Here is a 25,599-nt window from a genome sequence, read left to right on the forward strand (position 1 = left end):
ATGTACCACCAGGTGAGGACCTTTCACACCAATGAGCCGGCGGGACCACCCGTACAGGTAGGCCCACCGGCTCGTTCGGTGCCGCGCGGCCGCGCGCGGGCGTGGTGCGGTCAGTCGCGGGCCGGCTCGGCCGACGCGGCCGACGGGCTGTCGTACCGGCCGTCGATCTTCGCGACCAGGCCGGTGACCTGGCGGGCGATGTCCGGGGCGGTCAGCCCGATCTCGGCCATGACCTGCTTGCGCGACGCGTGGTCGAGGAAGCGCGGCGGGATACCGAAGTCCCGCAGCGGTACGTCGACCCCGGCGTCCCGGAGCGCCTGGGCGACCGCTGAACCGACGCCCCCGGCACGGCTGTTGTCCTCGACGGTGACGACCACCCGGTGCTGCTCGGCGAGCGGGGCGAGCGCCTCGTCGACGGGCTTGACCCAGCGCGGGTCGACCACCGTGGTGGAGATGCCCTGCTTGTTGAGCAGTTCGGCGATCTCCAGGCACATCGGGGCGAGCGCACCGACGGAGACGAGCAGGACGTCCGGCGCGGTGGTGCCCGCCTCGCGCAGCACGTCCATCCCGCCGACCCTGCCGACGGCGGGGACGGCCGGGCCGACGACGCCCTTCGAGTAGCGCACCACGGTCGGTGCGTCCTCCACCCGGACGGCCTCGCGCAGCTGGGCGCGCACCTGCTCGGCGTCGCGCGGCGCGGCGATCCGCAGCGTCGGGACGCACTGGAGGATGGACATGTCCCACATGCCGTTGTGCGAGGCGCCGTCGTCGCCGGTGACCCCGGCCCGGTCCAGTACGAAGGTGACACCGCACTTGTGCAGGGCCACATCCATCAGAAGCTGGTCGAAGGCGCGGTTGAGGAAGGTCGCGTAGACCGCGAAGACCGGGTGCAGCCCGCCCGTCGCGAGCCCGGCGGCGGAGACCGCCGCGTGCTGTTCGGCGATCCCCACGTCGTAGACCCGGCCGGGGAACTCCTTCGCGAACTTGGTCAGGCCGACCGGCTGGAGCATGGCCGCCGTGATGGCGACGATGTCCTCGCGCTCCCGGCCGAGCTTGACCATCTCGTCGCCGAAGACCGAGGTCCAGCTCGCGGCGGCGGCCTTGATCGGCAGGCCGGTGTCCGGGTGGATCGGGCCGATGCCGTGGAAGTGGTCGGCCTCGTCCTGCTCGGCGGGCTGGTAGCCGCGGCCCTTCTCGGTGAGGCAGTGCACGATGACGGGTCCGCCGAAGCCCTTGGCGCGTTCCAGCGCGGACTCCAGGGCCTCGATGTCATGGCCGTCGATCGGGCCGACGTACTTCAGGCCGAGGTCCTCGAACATGCCCTGCGGGGCGATGAAGTCCTTGAGGCCCTTCTTCGCGCCGTGCAGGGTCTCGTACAGCGGCTTGCCGACGACCGGCGTGCGCCCCAGAAGGTCCTTGCCCCGGGCCAGGAAGCGCTCGTACCCGTCGGTCGTACGGAGCGTGGCGAGGTGGTTGGCCATCCCGCCGATGGTGGGCGCGTAGGAGCGCTCGTTGTCGTTCACGACGATCACGAGCGGGCGGTCCTTGGCGTCGGCGATGTTGTTCAGCGCCTCCCAGGCCATACCGCCGGTGAGCGCGCCGTCACCGATCACGGCGACGACGTGGTCGTTCCTCTTGAGTACCTGGTTGGCCTTGGCGAGGCCGTCGGCCCAGCCCAGCACCGTCGAAGCGTGCGAGTTCTCGATGACGTCGTGGTCGGACTCGGCGCGTGAGGGGTAGCCGGAGAGGCCGCCCTTGGTGCGCAGCATCCCGAAGTCCTGGCGGCCGGTGAGCAGCTTGTGCACGTAGCTCTGGTGACCGGTGTCGAAGAGCACCCGGTCCTTCGGTGAGTCGAAGACGCGGTGCAGGGCGATGGTCAGCTCGACGACACCCAGATTCGGGCCGAGATGGCCACCGGTCTTGGACACGGCGTCGACGAGGAAGGTCCGGATCTCCCCGGCCAGCTGTTCCAGCTGCTCCGGGCCCAGCCTGTCCAGATCGCGCGGTCCCCTGATGCGGGTCAGCAGCGGCACCCGTGCCTCCTTGCGTTCGAACTGTGATCGAGCTTTGCCGGGTCTGTCGAGTCTAATGTTCCATCCGGGGCACTCGTCATCGGGCGGTGCGTCGTACGTCACCCGTTCGGCGGACCGGGACGCACGGGAGCCCGGCGCGGGAGTGCCCCGGCCGGGCGTCCGATGTGTGCGGGTTGTCCGCCGGCGGGTCAGGCGCGGCCCGCGGACTTCTGGGTCTTGCGGGTCACGGCGTCGATCACGACCGTGGCGAGCAGTACGCCACCGGTGATCATGTACTGGATGGGCGAGGCGATGCCCTGCAGCGACAGGCCGTACTGGATCGAGACGATCACGAGTACGCCGAGCAGCGCGTTCCAGGTACGGCCGCGGCCGCCGAAGAGGCTGGTACCGCCGATGACGGCCGCAGCGATGGCGTTCATCAGCAGGTCACCGCTGCCGGCGCCCTGGTTGGCGGTGGCGATCTTGGAGGCCATGAAGAGACCGCCGACGGCCGCGAACGTACCGGCGATGGCGAAGACAGAGATCCGGATCATCGTGACGTTGATACCGGCCCGCCGGGACGCCTCGACGCTTCCGCCGAGCGCGAAGACCTTGCGGCCGTACGTGGTGCGGCGCAGGACGAAGTCCGTGCCGACCAGCACCACCATGAAGATCAGGACGGCGAGCGGCAGCCCCTTGTACTGGTTGTACATAAAGGCGACGGCGAAGCCCACGACGGCGAGTACAGCGGTACGCAGCGCGATCTCGCTGAGCGGCCGGGACGGCACGCCGGCGGCCTCACGGCGCCGGGCGTCGACGAACGAGGTGAGGAAGAAGACCACCACACCGAGCAGGGCGAAGCCGTAGGCCACCGCCACATCGGAGAAGTAGTAGCCGGTCATGTTGGCGATGGGACCGTCGCCGGGCAGGTTGATCGTTCCGTTGTCGCCGAGGATCTGGAGCATGAAGCCGTTCCAGAACAGCAGACCGGCCAGGGTCACCGCGAACGCGGGGACGCCGATGCGGGCGAAGAAGAAGCCGTGGATCGCGCCGGCGACCGTACCGGTGAGGATGGCGAGCACCAGGGCCAGCCACTGGTTCATCCCGTGTGTGACGTTCAGCACGGCGAAGGCCGCGCTGGAGACACCGCTGACCGAGCCGACCGAGAGGTCGATCTCACCGAGCAGCAGGACGAAGACGATACCGACGGCGATCATGCCCGTACCGACCATGGTGACGGAGATGTCGGTCAGGTTGCCCGCGGTGAGGAAGCGCGAGTTCACGCTCTGGAAGATCGCGGCGATGACGATCAGGCCGACGATCACCGGGATGGAGCCGAGCTCACCCGCGCGTATCTTGCGCCTGAACTCGGACAGATAACCGGCGAAGCCCTGCTCGCGCACGAGCAGCCGGGGGTCGACCGCGGTCACCGCGTCGGCGGCCGGGGCCGGGGCGTCCACCGCGCCGGGCGCCGCGGGCGCTGCATCCATGGCTGCGGGCTTGTCGATGCTCACTTCTGAACCTCCACACCGCGCGACGCACGACGGGTCACAGCGTTGTCCGTGGCGCCGGTGATCGCGGCGATGATCTCTTCCTGCGAGGTGGTCTTCACATCGAAGACACCGTTGTTGCGGCCGAGCCTGAGCACCGCGACCTTGTCGGCCACAGCCTTGACGTCGGCCATGTTGTGGCTGATGAGCAGGACCGCGTGGCCGCGCTCACGGAGCCGCTCGACGAGGTCGAGCACCTGCGCGGTCTGCTCCACGCCGAGGGCCGCTGTCGGCTCGTCGAGGATGACGAGCTTGGGCTCGCCGAGCATGGATCGCGCGATGGCCACGGTCTGGCGCTGGCCGCCGGAGAGCGAGGCGATCGGGATACGCACGCTGGGGATGCGGATCGAGAGCGTGGTCAGCAACTCGCGAGAGCGGCGCTCCATTTCGACCTCGTCCAGGACGCCGCGCTTGCGCAGCTCCCGGCCGAGGTAGAGGTTGCCGACGACATCGATGTTGTCGCAGAGCGAGAGGTCCTGGTACACGGTCGCGATGCCCAGGTTCTGCGCGTCGTGCGGCTTGTTGATCTGGACTGCCTTGCCTTCCCACTCGATGACGCCGTCATCGATGGGGTGCACGCCTGCGATCGTCTTGACCAGCGTGGACTTTCCGGCTCCGTTGTCGCCGACCAGGGCGAGCACTTCACCGCCGTAGGCCTCAAGCTCCACATCGGTGAGCGCCTGGACGGCACCGAATCGCTTGGAGACCCCACGCAACGCCAGCACGGGCGTAGCGGACACTTGAACCATCTCCTTCGCCGCCTGACCGGCGGGGATACCACGCTGCCGGGCGAGCGCGGTGGCTGAGCGGGGTGTACCGTCCGGCGCCCCGCCCCGGTAGCGGGACGATTGGGGGGCGGGGCGCCGGACGGGCTTCAGTGGTGCGTAATTCCCTTGCGGGGCAGGGGAATTACTTCAGACCGATCTTGTCGCACGCGGCCTTGTAGGCCGGGGTGCAGATGTCGCTGACCGTGTAGATGCCGTCCTTGATGACGGTGTCCTTGATGTTGGCCTTGGTCAGCGAGTAGACCGGGAAGATCACGGAGGGGATGTTCTTGGTGCTGGGGCTGTCGACCTTGGTCTTGACGATCGAGTCGAGCTTCTGTCCCTTGGCGAGCGCCACCGCCATCTCGGCCGCGACCGGGCCCTCACGGAGGTACGGCTTGTAGACGCTCATGTACTGCGTACCGGCCACGATGCGCTGCACACCGGCGAGTTCGGCGTCCTGGCCGGTGACCGGCGGGATCGGGCTGACACCGGCGGACTTGAGGGCGGTGATGACGCCGCCCGCCATGCCGTCGTTGGCGGAGAGGACGCCGATGACGTTCTTCTTGCCGATGGCGGTGATCGCGCCCTCCATGTTGGAGTTGGCGTTCTCCGGCTTCCACTCCTTGGTGTCGTACTCCTTGCCGATGTTCACCTTGCCGTCGAGGACGGAGTGAGCGCCCTTCTTGTAGTCGGCGGCGTTCGGGTCGGTGGAGGAGCCGTTCATCATGACGATCTTGCCGGACTTGGCCTTGGAGCCGAGCGCCTTCAGCAGGGCGGTGCCCTGGGTCTTGCCGACGGTCTGGTTGTCGAAGGAGACGTACGAGTCGATCGGGCCCTGGGCGAGGCGGTCGAAGGCGACGACGGGGATGTGGGCGTCCTTGGCCTTCTTGACCGAGATGGCTATGGACTTGGCGTCCACGGCGTCCACGATGATGGCGTCCACCTGGTTGGTGACCATGGTGTCCATCTGCTGGCTCTGCGTGTCCGCCTGCTGCTTGGCGTTGACGTAGGTGACCTTGCCCTTGCCGTGCGTCAGCTCCTTGACCTTCTTCTCGATCAGGGGCTTGTCGAACTTCTCGTAGCGGGCGGTCTGGTTCTCCGGCAGGAGCAGACCGATGTTGAGGGCATCGCCCTTCTTGGCGGAGTTCGAGGACGCCTTGTCCTTCCCGCCCGACTCCTTGGCGCTGCCACAGGCCGCGAGAGAGACAGCCATAGCGGTTACGGCCACGGCCACGGCGGCACGACGCATCTGCGTGTTCACTTCAGAAACCTCCCTGACGAGGCCGCGACATTGCGGCCGAGGTGCCTGGAGTCAACTCGGCTGCCAGGCCAGCGTCAAGGAGTAAATCCTTAACGAGATGGCAACGGTGTCATTCGTTATCTAAGTGAAGGCAGGAGTACTGGCAGGCAGCGCTGTGTCCAAAAGACTTGAATCGCCCATTTCGCTGAGGACGAGCGCCAGCGCGCCGAGCACCTCGGCCCGGGCGCCGAGCGCCCCGGGGAGCACCGACAACTGCCGTGCCGCACTGGGGATCGCGTACCTGCCGACCGACTCCCGGATGGGCCCGAGCACCAGCTCACCGGCCTCGGCGAGGTCCCCGCCGAGCACCACCCTGGAGGGGTTCAGGAGGTTGCAGAGATTGGCCACGCCGCTCCCGATGTGGCGGCCGACGTCCGCGATCACCCGGCGGCAGCCCGGATCGCCCCCGCGGGCGAGCTGGACGACCCGCTCGATGGTCAGACCGGTGCCGTGGCTGGACTCAAGGAGGGGCAGGACGTACCGGGCCGCCGTGAAGGTCTCCAGGCAGCCCCGGTTGCCGCAGCGGCAGACAGGGCCCGACTCGTCGAGCGTGATGTGCCCGATCTCGCCCGCCGTGCCGCCGGGGCCCCGGTAGATCTGGCCGTCGATCACCAGACCGGCCCCCACCCCGCTGGCGACCTTGATGTAGGCGAGGTCCCTGACCCCGCTCCCGCTCCCCCAGACCAGCTCGCCGAGGGCGCCCAGGTTGGCGTCGTTGTCGACGTACACCGGCACTCCGAGCCTGGAGGCCAGCTCGTCGCTCGGGTTGATGCCGGACCACCCCGGCAGGATCGACGTGGAGCCGAGGGTGCCAGACTCGACATCGATCGGCCCCGGCACTCCGAGCCCGACGCCGACGACCTTGTCGGCGCCGATGCCGGTGGCCTCGATCAGCCTGTTGACCAGCTCCTCGGCCCGGCCGAAGCCCTCCGCGGACGAGGCGTCCACATCGAGCGGCTCGGACTCCTCGGCGAGCACCTGATGGGCGAGGTTGCCCACGGCCACCCGCAGATGCGTATGCCCGAAGTCGACCCCGATCACGATGCCCGCGGACCCGCTCAGCGAGACGCTGCGGGCCCGGCGGCCGCCGGCCGAGGTCGGGGTGACCTCGACCGTGCCGCCCTCTTTCAGCTCCCGGACGATATTGGAGACCGTGGCTGCCGAGAGCCCCGTGCTGCGGGCGATCTCCGCCTGAGTGAGCGAGCCCGCCATACGCACCGCGCGTACGACCCGCTCAAGGTTGGCCCGGTGCAGAGATGTCTGCGACCCCGGAGTCTCCATCGACTCATCCACTCCTGCCACTGGCGGACGGCACGACGGCCGTCCCCGCGCGGGGCGCGCGTGCTGAACCCCGCCCTATCTCCAACATGTGAACCCTCAGCTGACCCTTTGTCGCTCTCTCCCGTCAAGACCTTGAGCAAGACCTTGAGCAAGGGCAGACACGGATGAGCGGGCGACCTCCCGGGGGTGAAACGGACGAACCGCCCGACAGCGGATGCCGTCGGGCGGTTCGGGGTGGAGTTTCCGGCGTGAGATCGGCGCCAGAGAGCGGAAGAGAGCGCTCTACTTCAGCGCTCCCGCGGTCAGCCCCGCGACGACCTGCCGCTGGAAGACGATGTACGCCGCGAGAACCGGCAGCATCGCCATCACCAGACCGGCGAAGAGGCCGGAGTAGTCGCCCTTGTACCCCTGGCTGGTGGCCAGTTCGACCAGGCCCTGGGCCAGCACCCGCTGCTTCGGGTCGGTGTTCAGCACCGTGGGCAGCAGATACTGGTTCCACTGGCCCAGGAAGTTGAAGATGCCCACGCTGATCAGGCCCGGCTTGGCCATCGGCAGCATCACCTGGAAGAAGGTACGGGTGTGCGAGGCACCGTCGAGCGTCGCCGCCTCGGCCACTTCTCCCGGCAGGGTGCGGAAGAACGAGGTGAGGAAGAAGACGGTGAACGGCAGTGAGTAGGCGATGTAGACCAGGATCAGGCCCTGGGTCGTGTTCAGCAGACTCATGTTGTTCATGACGAAGAACAACGGCACCAGCGCCAGGATGATCGGGAAGCTCATCCCACCGACGAACAGGAAGTAGATGAACCTGTTCCCGGGGAAGTCGAAGCGCGCCAGCACATAGGCCGCCATCGAGCCGAGCAGCAGCGTGCCGACGAGCGAACCGCCGACGACGACGATGGTGTGCCCGAAGTACTGGCCCATGTGCGCCTGGCCCCAGGCGCGGGACCAGTTCTCGAAGTGCAGCCGGTCGGGCAGGCTCCACGGCTTGGCGAGGATGTCGTGGTCGTTCTTGAACGAGGACATCACCGCCCACAGCAGCGGCACCACGACCAGGACCGCCCAGATGATGAGCACGCCGTGCGAGAAGACGTTGAGGGTGCCGCCGCTCTTCTGCTCGCGGGGCGCGACGGGCTTGGTCGGCGGCGCGGACTCACGGTCCTTGGTGAGCTCGGCCGGAGGGGTGTCAGTGGTCATCTCAGAACTCCAGCCGCTCGCGCCGGCCCAGTCGCATCACGATGGCGGCGAACACCATGGTGAGCACGAGGAGGGCGACACCGATCGTTGTCGCGTATCCGGCCGCTCCGTCGCGGAACGCCGTCTGGTAGACGAACAGCGGCAGCACGGTCGTCGATTGGGCGGGGCCGCCGGGGCCCACGCTCATGATGTTCACCGCGGCGAACGCCTCGGCGCCGAGGGACAGGATGCCCATGTACACCCAGCCCGACTGCACGGTGTCCCAGAGCAGCGGAAGGGTGATCCGGAAGAAGGTCGTGACCCGGCTCGCGCCGTCCAGCAGCGCGGCTTCGTAGAAGTCCTTCGGGATGGACGCCATACCGGCGGAGAAGAGCACCACGAAGAAGCCGACCTGGGACCAGACCAGGACCGCGAAGATGCACCAGAGGGCCAGCTTCGGGTCGCCGAGCCAGTCCGGCTGGATGCTGTCGAGATGGATCGCGCTCAGGGCCCCGTTGAGGATGCCCCCGTCGGGGTTGTAGATGAACCTGAAGAGCAGGGCGACGATCGCGATCGACAGCACCTGCGGGAAGAAGTACGCGATCTTGTAGAACCCCGAGCCGCGTACGCCCGCTATGGCCGCGCCCTTACGGCGACGGCCGCCGACATTCAGCATGAAGGCGAAGAACAGCGCGAGGCCGAGCGTCACCAGCGGCAGCAACAGCACGAAAAGGACGCTGTGTTCCAGGGACTTCCAGAAAGTGGAGTCGTGGAGCATCCGGCTGTAGTTGTCGAAGCCGACCATCTTGAAGTCCGGGCTCAGGCCGGTCCAGTCGGTGAACGAGTAATAGATCGACTGAATGAACGGCCATATGACGAAGACTGCGTACAACGCCAGTGGGACGACCAAAAACCCCACAATGAACCGGTACTTACCTTGTTGCATGGTTCCGACCCCGATCTTCCGGCGGGTGCCGCCGCTGGTGACGCGTGCTCACTGGTGCTTGTAGTGCTTGATCGACGAGTCCTTGGCCGCCGCGTCCGCGTACTGCTGGCACTTCTTGACGGCCTCGGCCGGGGTCATACGGCCTGCCATCATCTCGCCGAGTACGGAGACACCGATCTGCTCCTTCTGGAGCTTCACGTACCAGTCCTGGAGGCGCGGGTTGACCACGTTGTCGCCTGCGGCCTTCAGCGCGTCGAGGCCCGACTGGAGGGCCGTCGACAACTTGAGGCCGTCGGTACCGCCGTTGAAGGCGGACAGCGACTTGACCTTGGAGGTGAAGGTCTTGGACGAGGCCTCGCTGAGCATGATGCGCAGCTGGTCCATGCCCGCCTGCGGGTTCTTGGCCTTCCGCGGCACGATGAAGGGCTCACCACCGGAGGCCCAGATGGTGCCGTACGGCATCTTGTCCGAGGAGTCCAGGCTGGACGGCGCGCCGACCTTCATCTGGAAGTTCTTGGGCGTGGTCTTCGCCGACTCGTTCTCCACCCAGGAGCCGTTGGGGATGAAGAGCGCCTTGCCGGCAGTCCAGGCCGTCTGGGACTGGATGTGGTCGATGCCGGGCGTGCCCTTGAGGATGTAGCCCTTCTTGAAGAGCTCGTAGTAGGCGTCGAACGCGGCCTTGACCGCCGGGTGCTTCCAGGCGTTGGGGGCCAGGTCGTCGATGTCGTCGAGGACCTGACGGCCGCCGATCTTGCCGATGAAGGGGAAGAGCGAGAACGGGATGTAGTACGGGTACTTGCCCGCGTACGTCCAGCCTGCGATGCCCTTCTTCTTCGCCTTGGCGCAGACGGCGAGCATGTCGTCCCAGGTCTTGGGGTACTCGACGCCGAGGTTGTCCAGAGCGGTCTGCGAGTACCACACGCCGTAGACGGTGTACGCGTAGTTCATGATCCAGCACGGCTGACCGTCGTACTGGCCCATCTCCACGATGCCCGGTCGCAGGGTGTCCCTGACCTTCTTGCTCGGGTCGTCGACGGACGGCGCGTCCAGCAGCGGCGTGAGGTCGGTGAGCTGGTTCTTGCCGACCAGGACACCCATGTCCATCTGCTCGGCGCCCGAGTTGTCGATCAGGTCGGGCGGGGTGCCGCCGTTGAAGCGCGGCTGCAGCTCCGACTGGATCTTCTGCGTGGCCGAGAAGTTCACCTTCGACTTCGGGTGTGCCTTGGAGTACAGCGCGTTGGCGGCCCTGGCGTAGTCAGTGCCGAAGCCACCGTCGAAGACGACCATGTCGAGCGGGGCGGTCTCGTTCACACCGAGCGGGTTGCCGGCGGTCGTCTTGCCCTTTTTGACCTGCTTGTCGCCGCTGCTGTCACTGCTCGCGCAGGCAGAGAGGAAACTCATCGTCGGAACGGTGATCAGGCCGAGAGCGGCAGACCGCTTGATCAGATCACGACGGCCGAGGCCCTCATTGGTGCGGGCGGAGGTGGATCCCATGCTCAAGTCCTCGCCTTCTACAGGACTCAGGCGGTGTACCGGTCGCCCGTTGAGAATTCGCCTCAGGCGAAGGGCCCCGCCACCGCGGTCAGTTGACGCTGGGGGTTGCACTGGCTGCAGGAGGGAAAGCCTGGGAGTACGACCGGAGTGCCGTGAAGCCCCCTGCCCCGTTCCCCGCCCCCCTGGCCCGCCGCCAAAGACACGGCTGGGCGGACGTCGACAGGTATAGTCCACTTCCCTTCGACTGGGCAAGATCGAATGCAGGTTTGAACGTCAGTCTTTCCCGAGTTGAGACCTCCCAGACATCTGGTGCACTCCGCCCACCGAGTGACACCGTCTCGTGAGAGCGCGACCAATTCTTCCGCCCGCGCGTCGTCAACACCCTTGACTCAGATGTCACTTACCTTCCTACTGGACCTTGCGCATCAGAGTGACAACGTTGTCCAAAGCGCTTAGGTGAGAGGAAAGACCCTCATGCAGACCAGACCTCGGCACAGGGCCGGCCCGGCCGCCGCCCTGGTGGCGGCCGCTTTTGTGCTTGTCGTTTCGGGCCAGGGCGCGGCCGTCGCCCAACCCGCCCAACCCCATGGAGGGGACAAGGGATTCAGCTCCTCGTTCGAAGCGGATCAGCCGCAGCCGGACTGGCGCAATACCGTGGAAGTGGGCCCGGACGGCCATAAACGGGCCTCCGGTATTGATGGCACCATCAATGCGGGAATACCCGGCAATGTCACGGACCATGTCGTCACTCTGCGCGCCAGTGACGAGAACGCCGGGAGCGGTGAGGGCAAGGGCAGCCTCATCGACATCAATCCGGACACCAAGTGGCTGGCATTCCATCCCACGGCATGGGTGGAGTTCGATCTCGACGAGGCGGTCAAGCTCAAGACGTACGCGCTGACATCCGCGAACGATCACGACGAGCGCGACCCGAAGGACTGGACCCTCCAGGGCTCCACCGACGGCAAGGACTGGAAGACCCTCAACACCCAGCAGGGCCAGGACTTCGACAAGCGGTTCCAGACGAAGTCGTACGACATCGCGGGCGCGGACACCGCATACGCGCACTACCGCCTCGACATCACCGCCAATCACGGGGCCACCGACGCGGTGCAGCTCGCCGACGTCCAGTTCTCGGACGGCGACACGAGCACGCCCCCGCCGTCGGACATGGTGACCCGGGTGGACAGCGGACCCACCTCGTCGCCGACCGCCAAGACCGGCGCCGGGTTCACCGGCATCAGGTCGCTGCGGTACGAGGGTACGCAGGCGGGCACCGGCCGCGCGTACTCGTACAACAAGGTCTTCGATGTCAACACCCGGATCAGCCGGAACACCGAGCTGTCGTACAAGGTCTTCCCGGAGATGGGCAAGACCGATCTGAACTACCCGTCCACCAATGTGGCGGTCGACCTCGCCTTCACGGACGGCACCTATCTGAGCGACCTGAAGGCCACCGACTCCAACGGCGGGCTGCTGACGCCACAGGGTCAGGGGGCCGCCAAGCGGCTGTACGTCAACCAGTGGAACGCCGTCTCGTCGGACATTGGGACGGTCGCCGCCGGCAAGACCGTCGACCGGATCCTGGTGGCGTACGACTCCCCCAAGGGCCCGGCGACGTTCCGGGGCTGGATCGACGACATCTCGCTGGCGGCCAAGAAGGCGGAGAAGCCGTCCGCACACCTCTCGGACTACGCCCTCACCACCCGGGGCACCAATTCGAGCGGCTCGTTCTCGCGCGGCAACAACTTCCCGGCGACCGCCGTCCCGAACGGCTTCAACTTCTGGACGCCGGTCACCGACGCGGGCTCCACCAGCTGGCTCTACAACTACGCGAACGGCAACAATGCCGACAATCTGCCAACCCTCCAGGCCTTCAGTGCCAGCCATGAACCCAGCCCCTGGATGGGCGACCGGCAGACCTTCCAGGTGATGCCGTCGGTGGACTCCGGCACCCCGGACGCCTCCAGGACCAAGCGCGCGCTCCCCTTCAAGCACGAGAACGAGGTCGCGAAGCCCGACTACTACGGGGTCACCTTCGAGAACGGCCTCAAGGCCGAGATGACGCCGACCGACCACGCGGCGATGATGCGGTTCACCTACCCCGGTGACAACGCGAGCATGATCTTCGACAACATCTCCAACGCCGGCGGTCTCACGCTGGACCCGAAGACCGGCACCTTCAGCGGCTACTCGGACGTCAAGAGCGGCGGCTCCGCCGGCGCGACCCGGATGTTCGTGTACGGGGTCGTCGACGCCCCGGTCACCGCGAGCTCGAAGCTCACCGGCGGGGGCGGCGACGACGTCACCGGCTATATGCGCTTCAAGCCCGGCAAGAACCGTACGGTCACCCTGCGCATCGCGACCTCGCTCATCGGCGTCGACCAGGCGAAGTCCAACCTCGCCCAGGAGCTCCCCGCGTCGTCGACCTTCGCGGGCACCGAGGCGAAGGCCCGCTCCCAGTGGGACAAGATCCTCGGAAAGATCGAGGTGCAGGGCGCCACGCACGACCAGCTGACCTCGCTCTACTCGTCCATGTACCGGCTGTACCTCTACCCGAACTCGGGCTCGGAGAAGGTCGGTTCGAAGACGGAGTACGCGAGCCCCTTCTCGGCCAAGGCCGGTGACGACACCCCGACGCACACGGGCGCCAAGGTCGTGGACGGTTCGGTGTACGTCAACAACGGCTTCTGGGACACATACCGGACGACCTGGCCCGCGTACTCCTTCCTCACCCCGAAGAAGGCGGGGAAGATGGTCGACGGCTTCGTCCAGCAGTACAAGGACGGCGGCTGGATGTCCCGCTGGTCCTCCCCCGGCTACGCCGACCTGATGACCGGCACCAGTTCGGACGTGGCGTTCGCGGACGCCTATGTCAAGGGCGTGAAGTTCGACGCGAAGGCGGCGTACGAGGCGGCCGTGAAGAACGCCACTGTCGTTCCGTCCAGCTCCGGCGTCGGCCGCAAGGGCATGGACACCTCGCCCTTCACGGGCTACGCCTCCACCGCGACCAACGAGGGCATGTCGTGGTCGATGGAGGGCTACATCAACGACTACGGCATCGCCCAGATGGGCCAGGCGCTCTACAAGAAGACCCACGAGGCCCGCTACAAGGAGGAGTCGGAGTACTTCCTCAACCGGGCGCAGAACTACGTCAAGCTCTTCGACCCCGAGATCGGCTTCTTCCAGGGCAAGAACCCGGACGGCGGCTGGCGGCTCCCGGCCGACAAGTACGACCCGAAGGTCTGGGGTTACGACTACACGGAGACCGACGGCTGGGGGTACGCCTTCACCGCTCCGCAGGACTCGCGCGGTCTGGCCAACCTCTACGGTGGCCAGGCGGGTCTGGCGAAGAAGCTGGACACCTACTTCTCGACGCCGCAGACCGCGGGCCCCGAGACCACCGGCTCGTACGGTGGCATCATCCACGAGATGATCGAGGCGCGGGATGTGCGCATGGGCCAGTACGGGCACAGCAACCAGCCCGCCCACCACGTCACCTACATGTACGACGCGGCCGGCCAGCCCTGGAAGGCGCAGGAGAAGATCCGCGATGTGCTCAGCCGGCTGTACGTGGGCAGTGACATCGGGCAGGGCTATCTCGGCGACGAGGACAACGGCGAGCAGTCGGCCTGGTACATCTTCTCCTCGCTCGGCTTCTACCCCCTGGTGATGGGCAGCGGCGAATTCGCCGTCGGCTCACCGCAGTTCACCAAGGCCACCGTGCATCTGGACAACGGCAGGGACCTGGTGGTCAAGGCCCCGCAGAACAGCGCCAAGAACATCTATGTGCAGGGCCTCAAGGTGAACGGCAAGGCGTGGAACTCCACCGCGCTGCCCAACGACGTTCTGCAGCACGGCGGCACCCTGGACTTCGCCATGGGCCCCCAGCCGTCGAAGTGGGGCACCGGAAAGAACGCGGCCCCGGTCTCGATCGCCAAGGACGACAAGGTGCCGTCGCCGCGCGAGGACGCCACGAACGGCCCCGGTGCGCTCTTCGACAACACGTCGAAGACGGACGCCTCGTTCACCTCGGCCGACCTCCCGGTGAAGTCGGCGACCAGGGCCGTGCAGTACACCCTCACCTCGTCGGACAAGGCCAAGGCCCCGACCGGGTGGAAGCTGGAGGGCTCCGCCGACGGCACGACGTGGACCACGCTGGACCAGCGCTCGGGTGAGTCGTTCGGCTACGACAAGCAGACCCGGGTCTTCTCCGTGGATCACCCGGGCACGTACCAGAAGTACCGCCTGGTGAGCACCGGGACGGCGACGCTGGCGGAGGTGGAGCTGCTGTCCTGATCCGCGAGTGATCACCGGCGGGTGATCACTCGCACGGAGTGAACTGCTGGGGCGGGCCTGGATTTCCGGGCCCGCCCCTCAGCCCGTACAGAGCCCGTGCGCTTGCCGTCCCGCCGGGGAAGAGTGTTTGGCCTTGAGCGCGCTCCAGCATCTACGGTCGGTTCCGTGGATTCCACACTTCCGCTGCGCCGTCTCGGCGAACTGACCGTCTCCGCCCAGGGCCTCGGCTGCATGGGGATGAGCCACGGCTACGGCGCGTCCGGCGACGACCAGTCGATCGCCACCATCCACCGCGCCCTCGAACTGGGCGTCACCCTGCTCGACACATCGGACTTCTACGGCGCCGGGCCACAACGAGGAGCTCATCGGCCGGGCGCTGGCCGGGCGCCGCGAACAGGCCGTGCTGGCAACCAAGTTCGGCTTCGCCAACCGGCTGGGCGCGCCGGTCGACATCCGGGGCGACGCCGCGTACGTGCGGCAGGCCTGTGACGCGTCGCTGCGCAGACTGGGCACTGACCACATCGATCTGCACTACCAGCACCGGGTCGACCCGGACGTTCCCATCGAGGAGACCGTCGGTGCGATGGCGGAACTGGTCACCGCGGGCAAGGTCCGCCACCTGGGGCTCTCCGAGGCGAGCGCGGAGACCGTCCGGCGCGCCCACGCGGTGCATCCGATCGCCGCGCTGCAGAGCGAGTGGTCGCTCTGGACCAGGGACCTGGAGCAGGAGATCGCGCCGGTCTGCCGCGAGCTCGGTATCGGTCTCGTGCCGTTCTCGCCGCTCGGCCGCGGCTTCCTCACCGGGCGGTAGACCTCGCTGGACGGTCTGCCGGAGACCGACCCGCGCCGCGGCCAGCCCCGGTTCGCCGACGGCAATCTGGAGCAGAACCTCGCCATCGTGGACCGGCTCAACGAGCCGGCCGCCGCACGGGGTGTGACCGCCCGTCAGCTGGCACTGGCCTGGGTGCAGCACCGGGGATCCGATGTGGTGCCGATTCCGGGTACCCGCCGGGAGAAGTACCTGGAGGAGAACGTCATGGCGGCGACCCTGGAACTGTCGGGCGCCGAACTGACGGCGATCGACGACGCGGCGCCCGCCGGGTCGGTCGCAGGCACCCGGTATGACAAGGGAAACCTGGGCTTCGTCAACCGCTGAACCCGGCGTCGGCACGCTTTTAGTCACGCGTAAAACAAATAAAGACCGACAGTAGCCTGCGGGCACCGAGGAGAAACCGGACCGGATCCCCTTGGTGCTCGTAGCCATGACGACGGCGGTTGCCGCCGAGTTGCCGCTGAGCGTTTCCGGTCAAGCACTGCCCAAGCTCTGGAAAGAACCCCGGCGATGCCGTATTAGTACTGTCAGCAAACAAATCCCTCCCGGGCGGCTGTGCGCGGCGGCCCGGGCCCTCGTCGACAAGAGGCTGCTGATCATGCCGGACCGTTTCTCCCCCACCCCCGCTGACAGGTTCACCTTCGGTCTGTGGACCGTCGGCTGGAAGGGCAACGACCCCTTCGGTGACCCGACACGCCCCGCCCTTGACCCCGTCGAGTCCGTGGAGCGCCTGGCGGAACTCGGCGCGCACGGTGTGACCTTCCACGACGACGACCTGATCCCGTTCGACGCGTCGGACAGCGAGCGTTCGACGCTCGTCGCGCGCTTCAAGGACGCGCTGGACCGCACCGGTCTCAAGGTCCCGATGGCCACGACGAACCTGTTCACACACCCCGTCTTCAAGGACGGCGGCTTTACGTCCAACGACCGCGATGTGCGCCGCTTCGCGCTGCGGAAGGTCATCCGCAACATCGATCTGGCCGTGGAGCTGGGCGCACGGACCTATGTGGCCTGGGGCGGCCGCGAGGGCGCCGAGTCCGGGGCCGCCAAGGACGTCCGGGTGGCGCTCGACCGGATGAAGGAGGCGTTCGACCTGCTCGGCGAGTACGTCGTGGACCAGGGGTACGACCTGCGCTTCGCCATCGAGCCCAAGCCGAACGAGCCGCGCGGCGACATCCTGCTGCCCACCGTCGGCCACGCCCTGGCGTTCATCGAGCGGCTGGAGCGCCCGGAGATGTACGGGGTGAACCCGGAGGTCGGCCACGAGCAGATGGCCGGGCTGAACTTCACCCACTCCATCGCCCAGGCGATCTGGGCGGGCAAACTCTTCCACATCGACCTCAACGGCCAGTCCGGCATCAAGTACGACCAGGACCTGCGCTTCGGAGCGGGCGACCTCCGCCAGGCGTTCTGGCTCGTCGACCTCCTGGAGAGCTCCGGCTACACCGGACCGCGCCACTTCGACTTCAAGCCGGTCCGCACCGACGGCTTCGACGGAGTCTGGGAGTCGGCGAAGAACTGCATGCGCAACTACCTGATCCTCAAGGAGCGCGCGCTGGCGTTCCGTGCCGACCCGGCCGTCCAGGAGGCGCTGGCCGCCTCGCGCCTGGACGAGCTGGCGGTGCCCACCGCGGCCGACGGGGTCAAGGGGCTGCTGGCGGACCGCTCCGCGTACGAGGAATTCGACACCGGCGCGGCCGCGGAGCGCAGCATGGCCTTCGAGGCGCTCGACCAACTGGCGATGGAGCACCTGCTCGGCGTCCGCTGAACACGCGCTTGCGCGCCCCGTGTCGAGGGCCCGCAAGGGCTTCCCGCAGGCGCATACGGAAGGGCCGCACCCCCGCGGTACTGCACGGGGGTACGGCCCTTCGCGGCCTCGCGGCCCGTCCGCCTACTTGCGGATCAGGTTGCGCAGCACGTACTGCATGATGCCGCCGTTGCGGTAGTAGTCCGCCTCACCGGGGGTGTCGATGCGGACGACCGCGTCGAACTCCACACCGGTGTCGGTGGTGACCTTGACCGTGCGGGGCGTGGTGCCGTTGTTCAGCTCGGTCACACCGGTGAAGGAGAAGGTCTCCTGGCCGGTCAGGCCGAGCGACTCGGCGGTCTTGCCCTCCGGGAACTGGAGCGGCAGGACGCCCATGCCGATGAGGTTCGAGCGGTGGATGCGCTCGTACGACTCGGCGATGACGGTACGGACGCCGAGCAGCGCGGTGCCCTTGGCGGCCCAGTCGCGGGACGATCCGGAGCCGTACTCCTTGCCCGCCAGGACGGTCAGCGGGATGCCGGCGGCCTGGTAGTTCTGGGCGGCGTCGTAGATGAACGACACCGGCCCGTCTTCCTGGGTGAAGTCGCGGGTGTAGCCGCCCTCGGTGCCCGGCGCGATCTGGTTGCGCAGGCGGATGTTGGCGAAGGTGCCGCGGATCATGACCTCGTGGTTACCGCGGCGCGAGCCGTAGGAGTTGAAGTCGCGGCGCTCGACGCCGTGCTCCGTGAGGTACTGGCCGGCCGGGGTGTCGGCCTTGATCGCGCTGGCCGGGGAGATGTGGTCGGTGGTGACCGAGTCGCCCAGCTTGGCGAGGACCCGGGCGCCGGTGATGTCCTCGACCGGGGTGGTCTCCATCGTCATGCCCTCGAAGTACGGGGGCTTACGGACGTAGGTGGACTCGGGGTCCCACTCGAAGGTGTTGCCGGTCGGGATCGACAGCGCCTGCCACTGGGCGTCGCCGGCGAAGACGTCCAGGTAGGACTTGTTGAACATGTCCTCGCCGATGGTGTTCGCCACCACGTCGTTGACCTCGGCCTCGGTGGGCCAGATGTCCTTGAGGTAGACCGGCTTGCCGTCCTGGTCGGTGCCCAGCGAGTCCTTGGTGATGTCCACCTTCATGGAGCCCGCGATGGCGTACGCGACGACCAGCGGCGGGGACGCCAGGTAGTTCATCTTGACGTCGGGGTTGATGCGCCCCTCGAAGTTGCGGTTGCCCGAGAGTACCGACGTCACGGCCAGGTCGTGGTCGTTGACGGCCTTCGAGACCTCCTCGGGCAGCGGGCCCGAGTTGCCGATGCAGGTGGTGCAGCCGTAGCCGACGAGGTTGAAGCCGACCTTGTCGAGGTACGGGGTGAGCCCGGCCTTGTCGAAGTAGTCGGTGACGACCTTCGAGCCCGGGGCGAGGGTGGTCTTGACCCAGGGCTTGCGGGTCAGACCCTTCTCCACGGCCTTCTTCGCGACGAGCGCGGCGGCGACCATGACGTACGGGTTCGAGGTGTTGGTGCAGGAGGTGATCGCGGCGACGGTGACGGCGCCGTGGTCGATCTCGTACGTCGAACCGTCGGGGGCCGTGACGGTGGTCGGACGGCTCGGCACGCCGTTGTGGGTGGCCGGGGCGTCGGAGGCCGGGAAGGACTCCTTGCCGGACTCCTCGTCCTCGGAGACGTAGTTGCGGACGTCCTGCTCGAACTGCGCCTTGGCGTTGGCGAGGACGATGCGGTCCTGCGGGCGCTTCGGGCCGGCGATGGAGGGGACGACCGTGGCGAGGTCGAGCTCCAGCTTCTCGGAGAAGTCGGGCTCGGCGGCCGGGTCGAGCCAGAGGCCCTGCTCCTTGGAGTACGCCTCGACGAGCGCGACCTGCTTCTCGTCACGGCCGGTCAGCCGCAGGTAGTTCAGCGTCTCGGCGTCGATCGGGAAGATCGCGGCGGTGGAGCCGAACTCCGGCGACATGTTGCCGATGGTGGCGCGGTTCGCGAGCGAGGTGGCGGCGACGCCCTCACCGTAGAACTCGACGAACTTGCCGACGACGCCGTGCTTGCGCAGCATCTCGGTGATCGTGAGGACCAGGTCGGTGGCGGTCGTGCCGGCGTTCAGCTCGCCGGTCAGCTTGAAGCCGACGACGCGCGGGATGAGCATCGAGACCGGCTGGCCGAGCATCGCGGCCTCGGCTTCGATACCGCCGACGCCCCAGCCCAGCACGCCCAGGCCGTTGACCATGGTGGTGTGCGAGTCGGTACCGACGAGGGTGTCCGGGTACGCCTGGCCGTTGCGGACCATGACGGTGCGGGCCAGGTGCTCGATGTTCACCTGGTGGACGATGCCGGTGCCCGGGGGGACGACCTTGAACTCATCGAACGCGGTCTGGCCCCAGCGCAGGAACTGATAGCGCTCCTTGTTGCGGCCGTACTCCAGCTCGACGTTCTGCGCGAAGGAGTCCGACGTACCGAACTTGTCGGCGATGACGGAGTGGTCGATGACCAGCTCGGCCGGGGCGAGCGGGTTGATCTGCGCCGCGTCACCGCCGAGCTCCTTCACGGCCTCGCGCATGGTGGCGAGGTCGACGACACAGGGCACGCCGGTGAAGTCCTGCATGATCACGCGGGCCGGCGTGAACTGGATCTCCTGGCTCGGCTGGGCCTGCGAGTCCCAGCCGCCGAGCGCCCGGATGTGGTCGGCGGTGATGTTCGCGCCGTCCTCGGTACGCAGCAGGTTCTCCAGCAGCACCTTCAGGCTGTAAGGGAGGCGCGCGGAGCCCTCGACCTTGTCCAGCTTGAAGATCTCGTACGACTCGTCGCCCACGCGCAGCGTGCTGCGGGCGTCGAAGCTGTTCGCCGACACGACAGTCTCCTTCATCAAAGTGCGCGTTCTACCGCGCCGCGCCTCATGAGCGCAGGCGCCGCGTGGTGCCGCCTGCGGCTGCTCGGCCGTCCGCTACAGTGAGGATTAGTTAGGTAACCCTTACCGAGTGACGGCCGCGATGCGCCTCGGCAGATATCTCGATGTCGAGATAACTCTAGTACACGTCCGCACGGAGGTCATATGGGGCCGCCCCTGACCGCTCTCATCCGATCGAACAATCGAGGCGTCTGCCGGCGAAGCCAGGCGTTCAGGCTCCCTCGTCAGCGAACATGATCACTCTTCGGCCCGGTGCCTTTGTTCCTGGTCGGAGTTCCGTCCGGGGCGAAGGAGTGGTGATAGGTGAAGGCATGCGGCGCGGAGCCGTGATCGTGGAGGTGCTCCAGCCTGGAAACCCCGTCCTGCCAGGTAGGTATCACGCCGTCGGAGACCCACCAGAACACGTAACCCGGGTGTCCTGTCCTCTCGAACCAGTCGTAACGCCTGTTCAGCGCCTCACGGTGCAGACCGGTGTAGACAGCGTCGAAGGCGGACTGCAGGTCGGTCCAGAGTGAGAGGGTCGCGGCCAAGGCGGTGGTTTCCACCGCACGTCCCTTGTCGTACCAAGTCGGTACGGCGAACTCTCCCCATGCGCCCCCAGTCCGCCCCGAAGAGCGCGCCCGGGGCGCCGTCTGCCACTTCAGCACGAGCGAGGTATCCGGCGTGCTGACCGATCTTCCGGTAGACGGCCTCACCAATGTCGTAGAACTCGCGCGTGAGAGCTCCGGGCTCGGCGAGAGGTGACTTCAGGACGCCGAATGTGTACAGAGCAAGAGGGGGCATACGTCTCTTCCTGGTCGGGGGTGTCTGGTGCGGACCCGGTTCGGTGGCTTACGCATGGGGGCGAGGGTTCGTGGGGCGTGACCGACTCATCCCGTCGCGCGTGGCCCCTCCTGGGGGAACCCCTTGCGACCGTGGGCGACCACCGAAGACCGGGTGAAGGTAGCCGCCTCTGCGAGCCATGTCGAAGTTGCGATTTCCTTGTCCAAGTGGCCTTTGATACAGGTCCTTCCGGGAGCTGGGGCAGCGCCAGCGGCGTCAACCGGGTTGGATGACGCGGCGGCTGGGCGTCAAGTCGTCACAGGGGTGGCTCACCCCCATGGTGGGCGAACATCACAGTCGCGCCGGTGTTTCCAGCCATTCGAGGGGCTGCGGCAGGTAGAGAGGTGTGACAGGCGCGCTTTGAGTGAGGCACCCCTGGCGGCACACACGGGCCGGCCGTCGACGGCCTTATCGAATATGCCCGGTAAACCCGCCGAGCAGCATTGGCGAGGAGCTGTTCGTCACCACCAAGCTGTGGGTCCAGGACGCGCCGGCCGAGCAGAACACCAGGCGCGCCTTCGAGGCGTCACTCGCCAAGCTGGGCCTGGCCCACCTCGACCTGTACCTGATGCACCAGCCCTTCGGCGACGCCTACGGGCAGTGGCGGGCTGTGGAGACCCTCAACAGTGAGGGGCTCGCCAGGGCGATCGGCGTCGCCAGCTTCCACCCCGACCGCCTGATCGACCTGATCGACCTGATCATCAACAACGACATCCTGCCGGCGGTCAACCGGATCGAGACCCACCCGTTCTTCCAGCGCGCCGACTACCAGGACCCGATGCGCGAGCACGGGGTGCGGAGCGGATCCAGTCCTGGGGCGGCTTCGCCGAGGGCAGGAACGACCTGTTCACCAACCCGCTCCTGGCCGAGATCGGCAAGGAGCGCGGCAAGTCCGTCGCGCAGGTCGTACTAGCCGGCTGACCCAGCGCGGCGTCCCCGAGATCATCACCTGGCTCGCCATGCGCCGCCTCGACGCGTGACCGCTGCGCCCATCGCGGCGCGCCGCGCTGCCCGAGTGCTGAAGCCGCACCCGCGACCACCCCGTCAGTCGCACCCGCAGCCACACCCGTCACTCCAATGGCCCACCCGGAAGAGTTGGCATCTCATATGTGAGATAGCGTCTGTCGCATGGCAGATGACTACCTCGTACGCATCGGCAAGCTCATCCGTGTCGCCCGTCAGCACCGGGGCTGGACACAGACTCAGCTGGCCGATGCGCTCGCCACAAGCCAGAGCGCCGTGAACCGCATCGAGCGCGGAAACCAGAACATCAGCCTTGAGATGATCGCCCGGATCGGCGAGGCTCTCGACAGCGAGATCGTTTCGCTGGGCTACGCCGGACCGATGCATCTGCGGGTGGTCGGCGGACGCCGGCTGTCCGGCGCGATCGACGTCAAGACGAGCAAGAACGCCTGTGTGGCGCTGCTCTGCGCCTCGTTGCTCAACAAGGGGCGGACGGTGCTGCGCAGAGTCGCACGCATCGAGGAGGTGTACCGCCTCCTTGAGGTGCTCAACTCCATTGGCGTGCGCACCCGTTGGATCAACGACGGCAAGGACCTGGAGATCGCCCCGGGCGCCGACGTGGACATGGCCGCCATCGACGCGTCGGCCGCACGCCGCACCCGCTCGATCATCATGTTCCTCGGCCCGCTGCTGCACCGCCTGGACACCTTCAAGCTGCCGTACGCGGGCGGCTGCGACCTGGGCACCCGCACCATCGAGCCCCACATGATCGCGCTGCGCCGCTTCGGACTGGAGATCACGGCGACGGAGGGGCTCTACCACGCACAGGTGGAGCGGGGCGCCACCCCCGACCGCCCGATCGTGCTGACCGAACGCGGCGACACGGTCACCGAGAACGCGCTGCTCGCGGCCGCGCGCAGCGACGGCGTGACCGTCATCCGCAACGCGTCCTCCAACTACATGGTCCAGGACCTGTGTTTCTTCCTGGAGGCGCTGGGCGTACGGGTGGACGGCGTGGGCACGACGACGCTGACCGTGCACGGGGTGCCGGACATCGACGTGGATGTCGACTACTCCCCCTCCGAGGACCCGGTCGAGGCGATGAGCCTGCTGGCCGCCGCCGTGGTGACGGAGTCGGAGCTGACGATCCGCCGGGTTCCCGTCGAGTTCATGGAGATCGAGCTCGCGGTCCTGGAGGAGATGGGCCTCGATCACGACCGCAGCGCCGAGTACGCGGCCGACAACGGCCGGACCCGGCTGGTGGACCTGACCGTACGGCCCTCCAAGCTCGAAGCCCCCATCGACAAGATCCACCCGATGCCCTTCCCGGGGCTCAACATCGACAACGTGCCGTTCTTCGCGGCCATCGCGGCGGTCGCGCAGGGCCAGACCCTGATCCACGACTGGGTCTACGACAACCGCGCGATCTATCTGACGGACCTCAACCGGCTGGGCGGCAGGCTGCAACTCCTCGACCCGCACCGGGTGCTGGTGGAAGGCCCGACCCGCTGGCGCGCGGCGGAGATGATGTGCCCGCCGGCGCTGCGTCCGGCGGTGGTGGTGCTGCTGGCGATGATGGCGGCCGAGGGCACGTCGGTGCTGCGCAACGTGTACGTGATCAATCGCGGATACGAGGAGCTGGCGGAGCGTCTCAACTCCGTGGGCGCACAGATCGAGATCTTCCGGGACATCTGATACGCGAGTGCCTCTACACCTCTCCTGGCCTGCTCCTTAGCGGGCCAGGATGAGGTTGGGCCGCACCTCTGGGACTTTCTGGGCCTTTTGGGCCCGCGGCGGGCAACGGCCACGCTCGCACAGACCCTGCCGACCGTCCATGGTTACGCAAAGATCGCGTCGCTGGTGGCGCTGCCGCGTGCGCCCGGTCCCCGGCCACGGTCACCTGGCATCTGGCATCTGGCATCTGGCATCTGGCATCTGCCGGGCCCGGGGGCTGCGTCGTGTCGTACACCGGCGCCCTTCTTTTTTGGCTGCGTCGCCTGATCACGCGCCTGTCCAGCCCGGCGGTGCCGGGAGCCATGTGGGGGCGGTCAGGGCTGCGAGTGTCCGGCTGCCATGGCGTCGGTCAGTTGTCGGCGGGCCACACACAGCGCCCGGAGCCGGCGGCTGGGAGGACGTTTTCTGGGAAGGTGGGTAACAGCCGTCGCTGGACGGTCTGTCCATGTGACAGCGGGCCGAAGCGCTGGCCAGTGTCGGCGCTCGACGGAGGGACCTTGCCATGAGCATGCAGCAGAACAGGCCGGTGCAGGCGAATGCGTCCACCCGGCAGATCGCGAAGGCGTCACCGACGACCGCTGTGACCCGGGGAGCGACCGGCGTGGACGAGCCGGCCGACGCTCGGGGCAATACCTCGATCGCCGATGCCCTCGTAGTCGAAGTGGCGGGCGTCGCGGGAGGTCCCGGGCGTGTATGACCTGCAACGGCGGGTCCACGTGCGGCGGAACCGGACACCGCCCCGGAACCTCGACGCGCTCACCGTCGTCAATCGTGGGAGCCGAGCACAGGCAGCCCCTTACAACAACGACGCCCGCGTACGACTCGACCACCACACACAACATGTCCGCTGACTCTCCCGAGGCCCAGCTGCGCCGCGCGGGCCGCACGCTCATCCGCCCGGCCCGTAACTGGTGGCCGGCCCTGCGCCGAACGCCGGTGTCGTTGTGGAACGACGACATCACCGACTACGCGGCGGCCCTGACGTACTACGCGATCCTTGCCGTGCTGCCTGCCCTGCTCGTCAGCGTCCTCGCGTTCGGGCTCATCAGCCCCGAAACGGCCGAGAAGCTCATCGCTTACGTTACGGACTATGCCCCGGGGCAGTCAGGCACCGAACTCCACGGCGTACTCGAACGCATGCTTGCGCAACGGTCCGCCATCTGGACGCTGCTCGGCACCGGAACCGCAAGCGCGCTGTGGTCGGCCTGCAGCTATCTGGCCGTCTTCCGTCGGGCCCTGCACCGTATGCACCGCATCGCAGACCGTCGTTCCCCCTGGCGCAAAGCGCACCGGATCGTGCTCACCGCCCTGGTCCTGCTCGCCCTGTTGGTCGTAAGCGGTCTCCTGCTGATGCTGAGCGGTCCGGTGACAGCAGTGCTGGGCCGCACCGTCCGCGCCGGCTCCACCACCGGGTTCATATGGAGCCTGGCACGCTGGCCGGTGCTCCTGTGCCTCGTGGCCCTGCTGGTCGTGGTCGTCTTCCATACCGGCCCCGCGCCCGCACGCCGACGCGATCACAGCCTGCCCGGCGGCATCCTGGCCGCCGCGCTCTGGCTGACCGCCTCCGCCGGCTTCGCCCTGTACACCGCGCTGTTGGGGTCCTACAGCCGCCTGTACGGATCGCTGGCCGGCGCCGTGGTCTTCCTGATCTGGTTGTGGCTGTCCAACCTGGCTCTCCTGACAGGCGCGCAATTCACTGCGGAACTGGGCAAGGCCGAGTAGGGGCACGGTGGCTGACGCCCCGTCCCGGCGCTACTCGAAAG

The 25,599-nt window shown here is 67.5% G+C and carries 14 protein-coding genes and 3 pseudogenes; 7 read left to right on the forward strand and 10 right to left on the reverse strand.

Annotated features, from left to right (window positions below; all coding sequences use genetic code 11):
* Positions 1-110: 110 nt before the first annotated feature.
* From dxs to ngcE, 8 genes are all read right to left on the reverse strand, one after another.
* Positions 111-2,033, reverse strand: coding sequence for a 1-deoxy-D-xylulose-5-phosphate synthase (gene dxs / locus OG452_RS06400; protein ID WP_327294647.1), 1,923 nt, complete (start codon positions 2,031-2,033; stop codon positions 111-113).
* A gap of 188 nt (positions 2,034-2,221) precedes the next feature.
* Positions 2,222-3,526, reverse strand: coding sequence for a sugar ABC transporter permease (locus tag OG452_RS06405; protein WP_405563900.1), 1,305 nt, complete (start codon positions 3,524-3,526; stop codon positions 2,222-2,224).
* A complete protein-coding gene (locus OG452_RS06410; protein ID WP_327294648.1) occupies positions 3,523-4,311 on the reverse strand; it encodes an ATP-binding cassette domain-containing protein in 789 nt (262 codons plus the stop codon). The genes OG452_RS06405 and OG452_RS06410 overlap by 4 nt, the downstream gene beginning before the upstream one ends.
* 160 nt (positions 4,312-4,471) lie before the next feature.
* Positions 4,472-5,578 (reverse strand): ABC transporter substrate-binding protein, encoded by a 1,107-nt coding sequence (locus OG452_RS06415; RefSeq protein ID WP_327299530.1) that lies wholly within the window; start codon positions 5,576-5,578, stop codon positions 4,472-4,474.
* A 132-nt stretch (positions 5,579-5,710) separates the two neighbouring features.
* Complete coding sequence (locus OG452_RS06420) at positions 5,711-6,910, reverse strand: ROK family transcriptional regulator (protein WP_327294649.1); 1,200 nt, start codon at positions 6,908-6,910, stop codon at positions 5,711-5,713.
* 282 nt (positions 6,911-7,192) lie between these two features.
* Positions 7,193-8,104, reverse strand: coding sequence for a carbohydrate ABC transporter permease (locus OG452_RS06425; RefSeq protein WP_327294650.1), 912 nt, complete (start codon positions 8,102-8,104; stop codon positions 7,193-7,195).
* A gap of 1 nt (position 8,105) precedes the next feature.
* Positions 8,106-9,029: a carbohydrate ABC transporter permease gene (locus OG452_RS06430; RefSeq protein WP_327294651.1), complete on the reverse strand. Its 924-nt coding sequence runs from the start codon at positions 9,027-9,029 to the stop codon at positions 8,106-8,108.
* A gap of 48 nt (positions 9,030-9,077) precedes the next feature.
* On the reverse strand, positions 9,078-10,523 hold the full coding sequence (gene ngcE / locus OG452_RS06435; protein WP_327294652.1) for an N-acetylglucosamine/diacetylchitobiose ABC transporter substrate-binding protein: 1,446 nt from the start codon (positions 10,521-10,523) through the stop codon (positions 9,078-9,080).
* Positions 10,524-10,997: 474 nt separating this feature from the next.
* Between ngcE and OG452_RS06440 the strand changes: the two genes are divergently transcribed.
* The 3 genes and pseudogenes from OG452_RS06440 (at position 10,998) to xylA (ending at position 17,422) form a co-directional block, all read left to right on the forward strand.
* A complete protein-coding gene (locus OG452_RS06440; RefSeq protein ID WP_327294653.1) occupies positions 10,998-14,822 on the forward strand; it encodes a GH92 family glycosyl hydrolase in 3,825 nt (1,274 codons plus the stop codon).
* 231 nt (positions 14,823-15,053) lie between these two features.
* Positions 15,054-15,978 (forward strand): annotated as a pseudogene (locus OG452_RS06445) (aldo/keto reductase).
* A gap of 274 nt (positions 15,979-16,252) precedes the next feature.
* Positions 16,253-17,422, forward strand: a complete 1,170-nt coding sequence (gene xylA, locus OG452_RS06450; RefSeq protein WP_327294654.1) for a xylose isomerase — start codon at positions 16,253-16,255, stop codon at positions 17,420-17,422.
* 123 nt (positions 17,423-17,545) lie between these two features.
* On the opposite strand, the gene acnA is transcribed toward xylA, so the two are convergent.
* Both acnA and OG452_RS06460 read right to left on the reverse strand, forming a co-directional pair.
* On the reverse strand, positions 17,546-20,260 hold the full coding sequence (acnA, locus tag OG452_RS06455; RefSeq protein ID WP_327294655.1) for an aconitate hydratase AcnA: 2,715 nt from the start codon (positions 20,258-20,260) through the stop codon (positions 17,546-17,548).
* A gap of 281 nt (positions 20,261-20,541) precedes the next feature.
* A pseudogene (locus OG452_RS06460) lies at positions 20,542-21,100 on the reverse strand (DUF3291 domain-containing protein).
* Between the two features lie 487 nt (positions 21,101-21,587).
* Here OG452_RS06460 and OG452_RS06465 point away from each other — a divergent pair.
* The 4 genes and pseudogenes from OG452_RS06465 to OG452_RS06480 all read left to right on the forward strand — a co-directional run.
* Positions 21,588-22,119 (forward strand): annotated as a pseudogene (locus OG452_RS06465) (aldo/keto reductase); the annotation flags it as partial.
* 148 nt (positions 22,120-22,267) lie between these two features.
* Positions 22,268-23,797 carry a helix-turn-helix domain-containing protein gene (locus OG452_RS06470; RefSeq protein ID WP_327294656.1) on the forward strand — a complete coding sequence of 510 codons (1,530 nt, stop codon included), beginning with the start codon at positions 22,268-22,270 and terminating at the stop codon, positions 23,795-23,797.
* A 541-nt stretch (positions 23,798-24,338) separates the two neighbouring features.
* Positions 24,339-24,533 (forward strand): hypothetical protein, encoded by a 195-nt coding sequence (locus OG452_RS06475; protein WP_405563893.1) that lies wholly within the window; start codon positions 24,339-24,341, stop codon positions 24,531-24,533.
* 143 nt (positions 24,534-24,676) lie between these two features.
* Positions 24,677-25,558, forward strand: coding sequence for a YihY/virulence factor BrkB family protein (locus OG452_RS06480; RefSeq protein ID WP_327294657.1), 882 nt, complete (start codon positions 24,677-24,679; stop codon positions 25,556-25,558).
* Positions 25,559-25,599 lie beyond the last annotated feature (41 nt).

It is taken from the genome of Streptomyces sp. NBC_01197 (genome assembly GCF_036010505.1).
GTDB lineage: Bacteria > Actinomycetota > Actinomycetes > Streptomycetales > Streptomycetaceae > Streptomyces.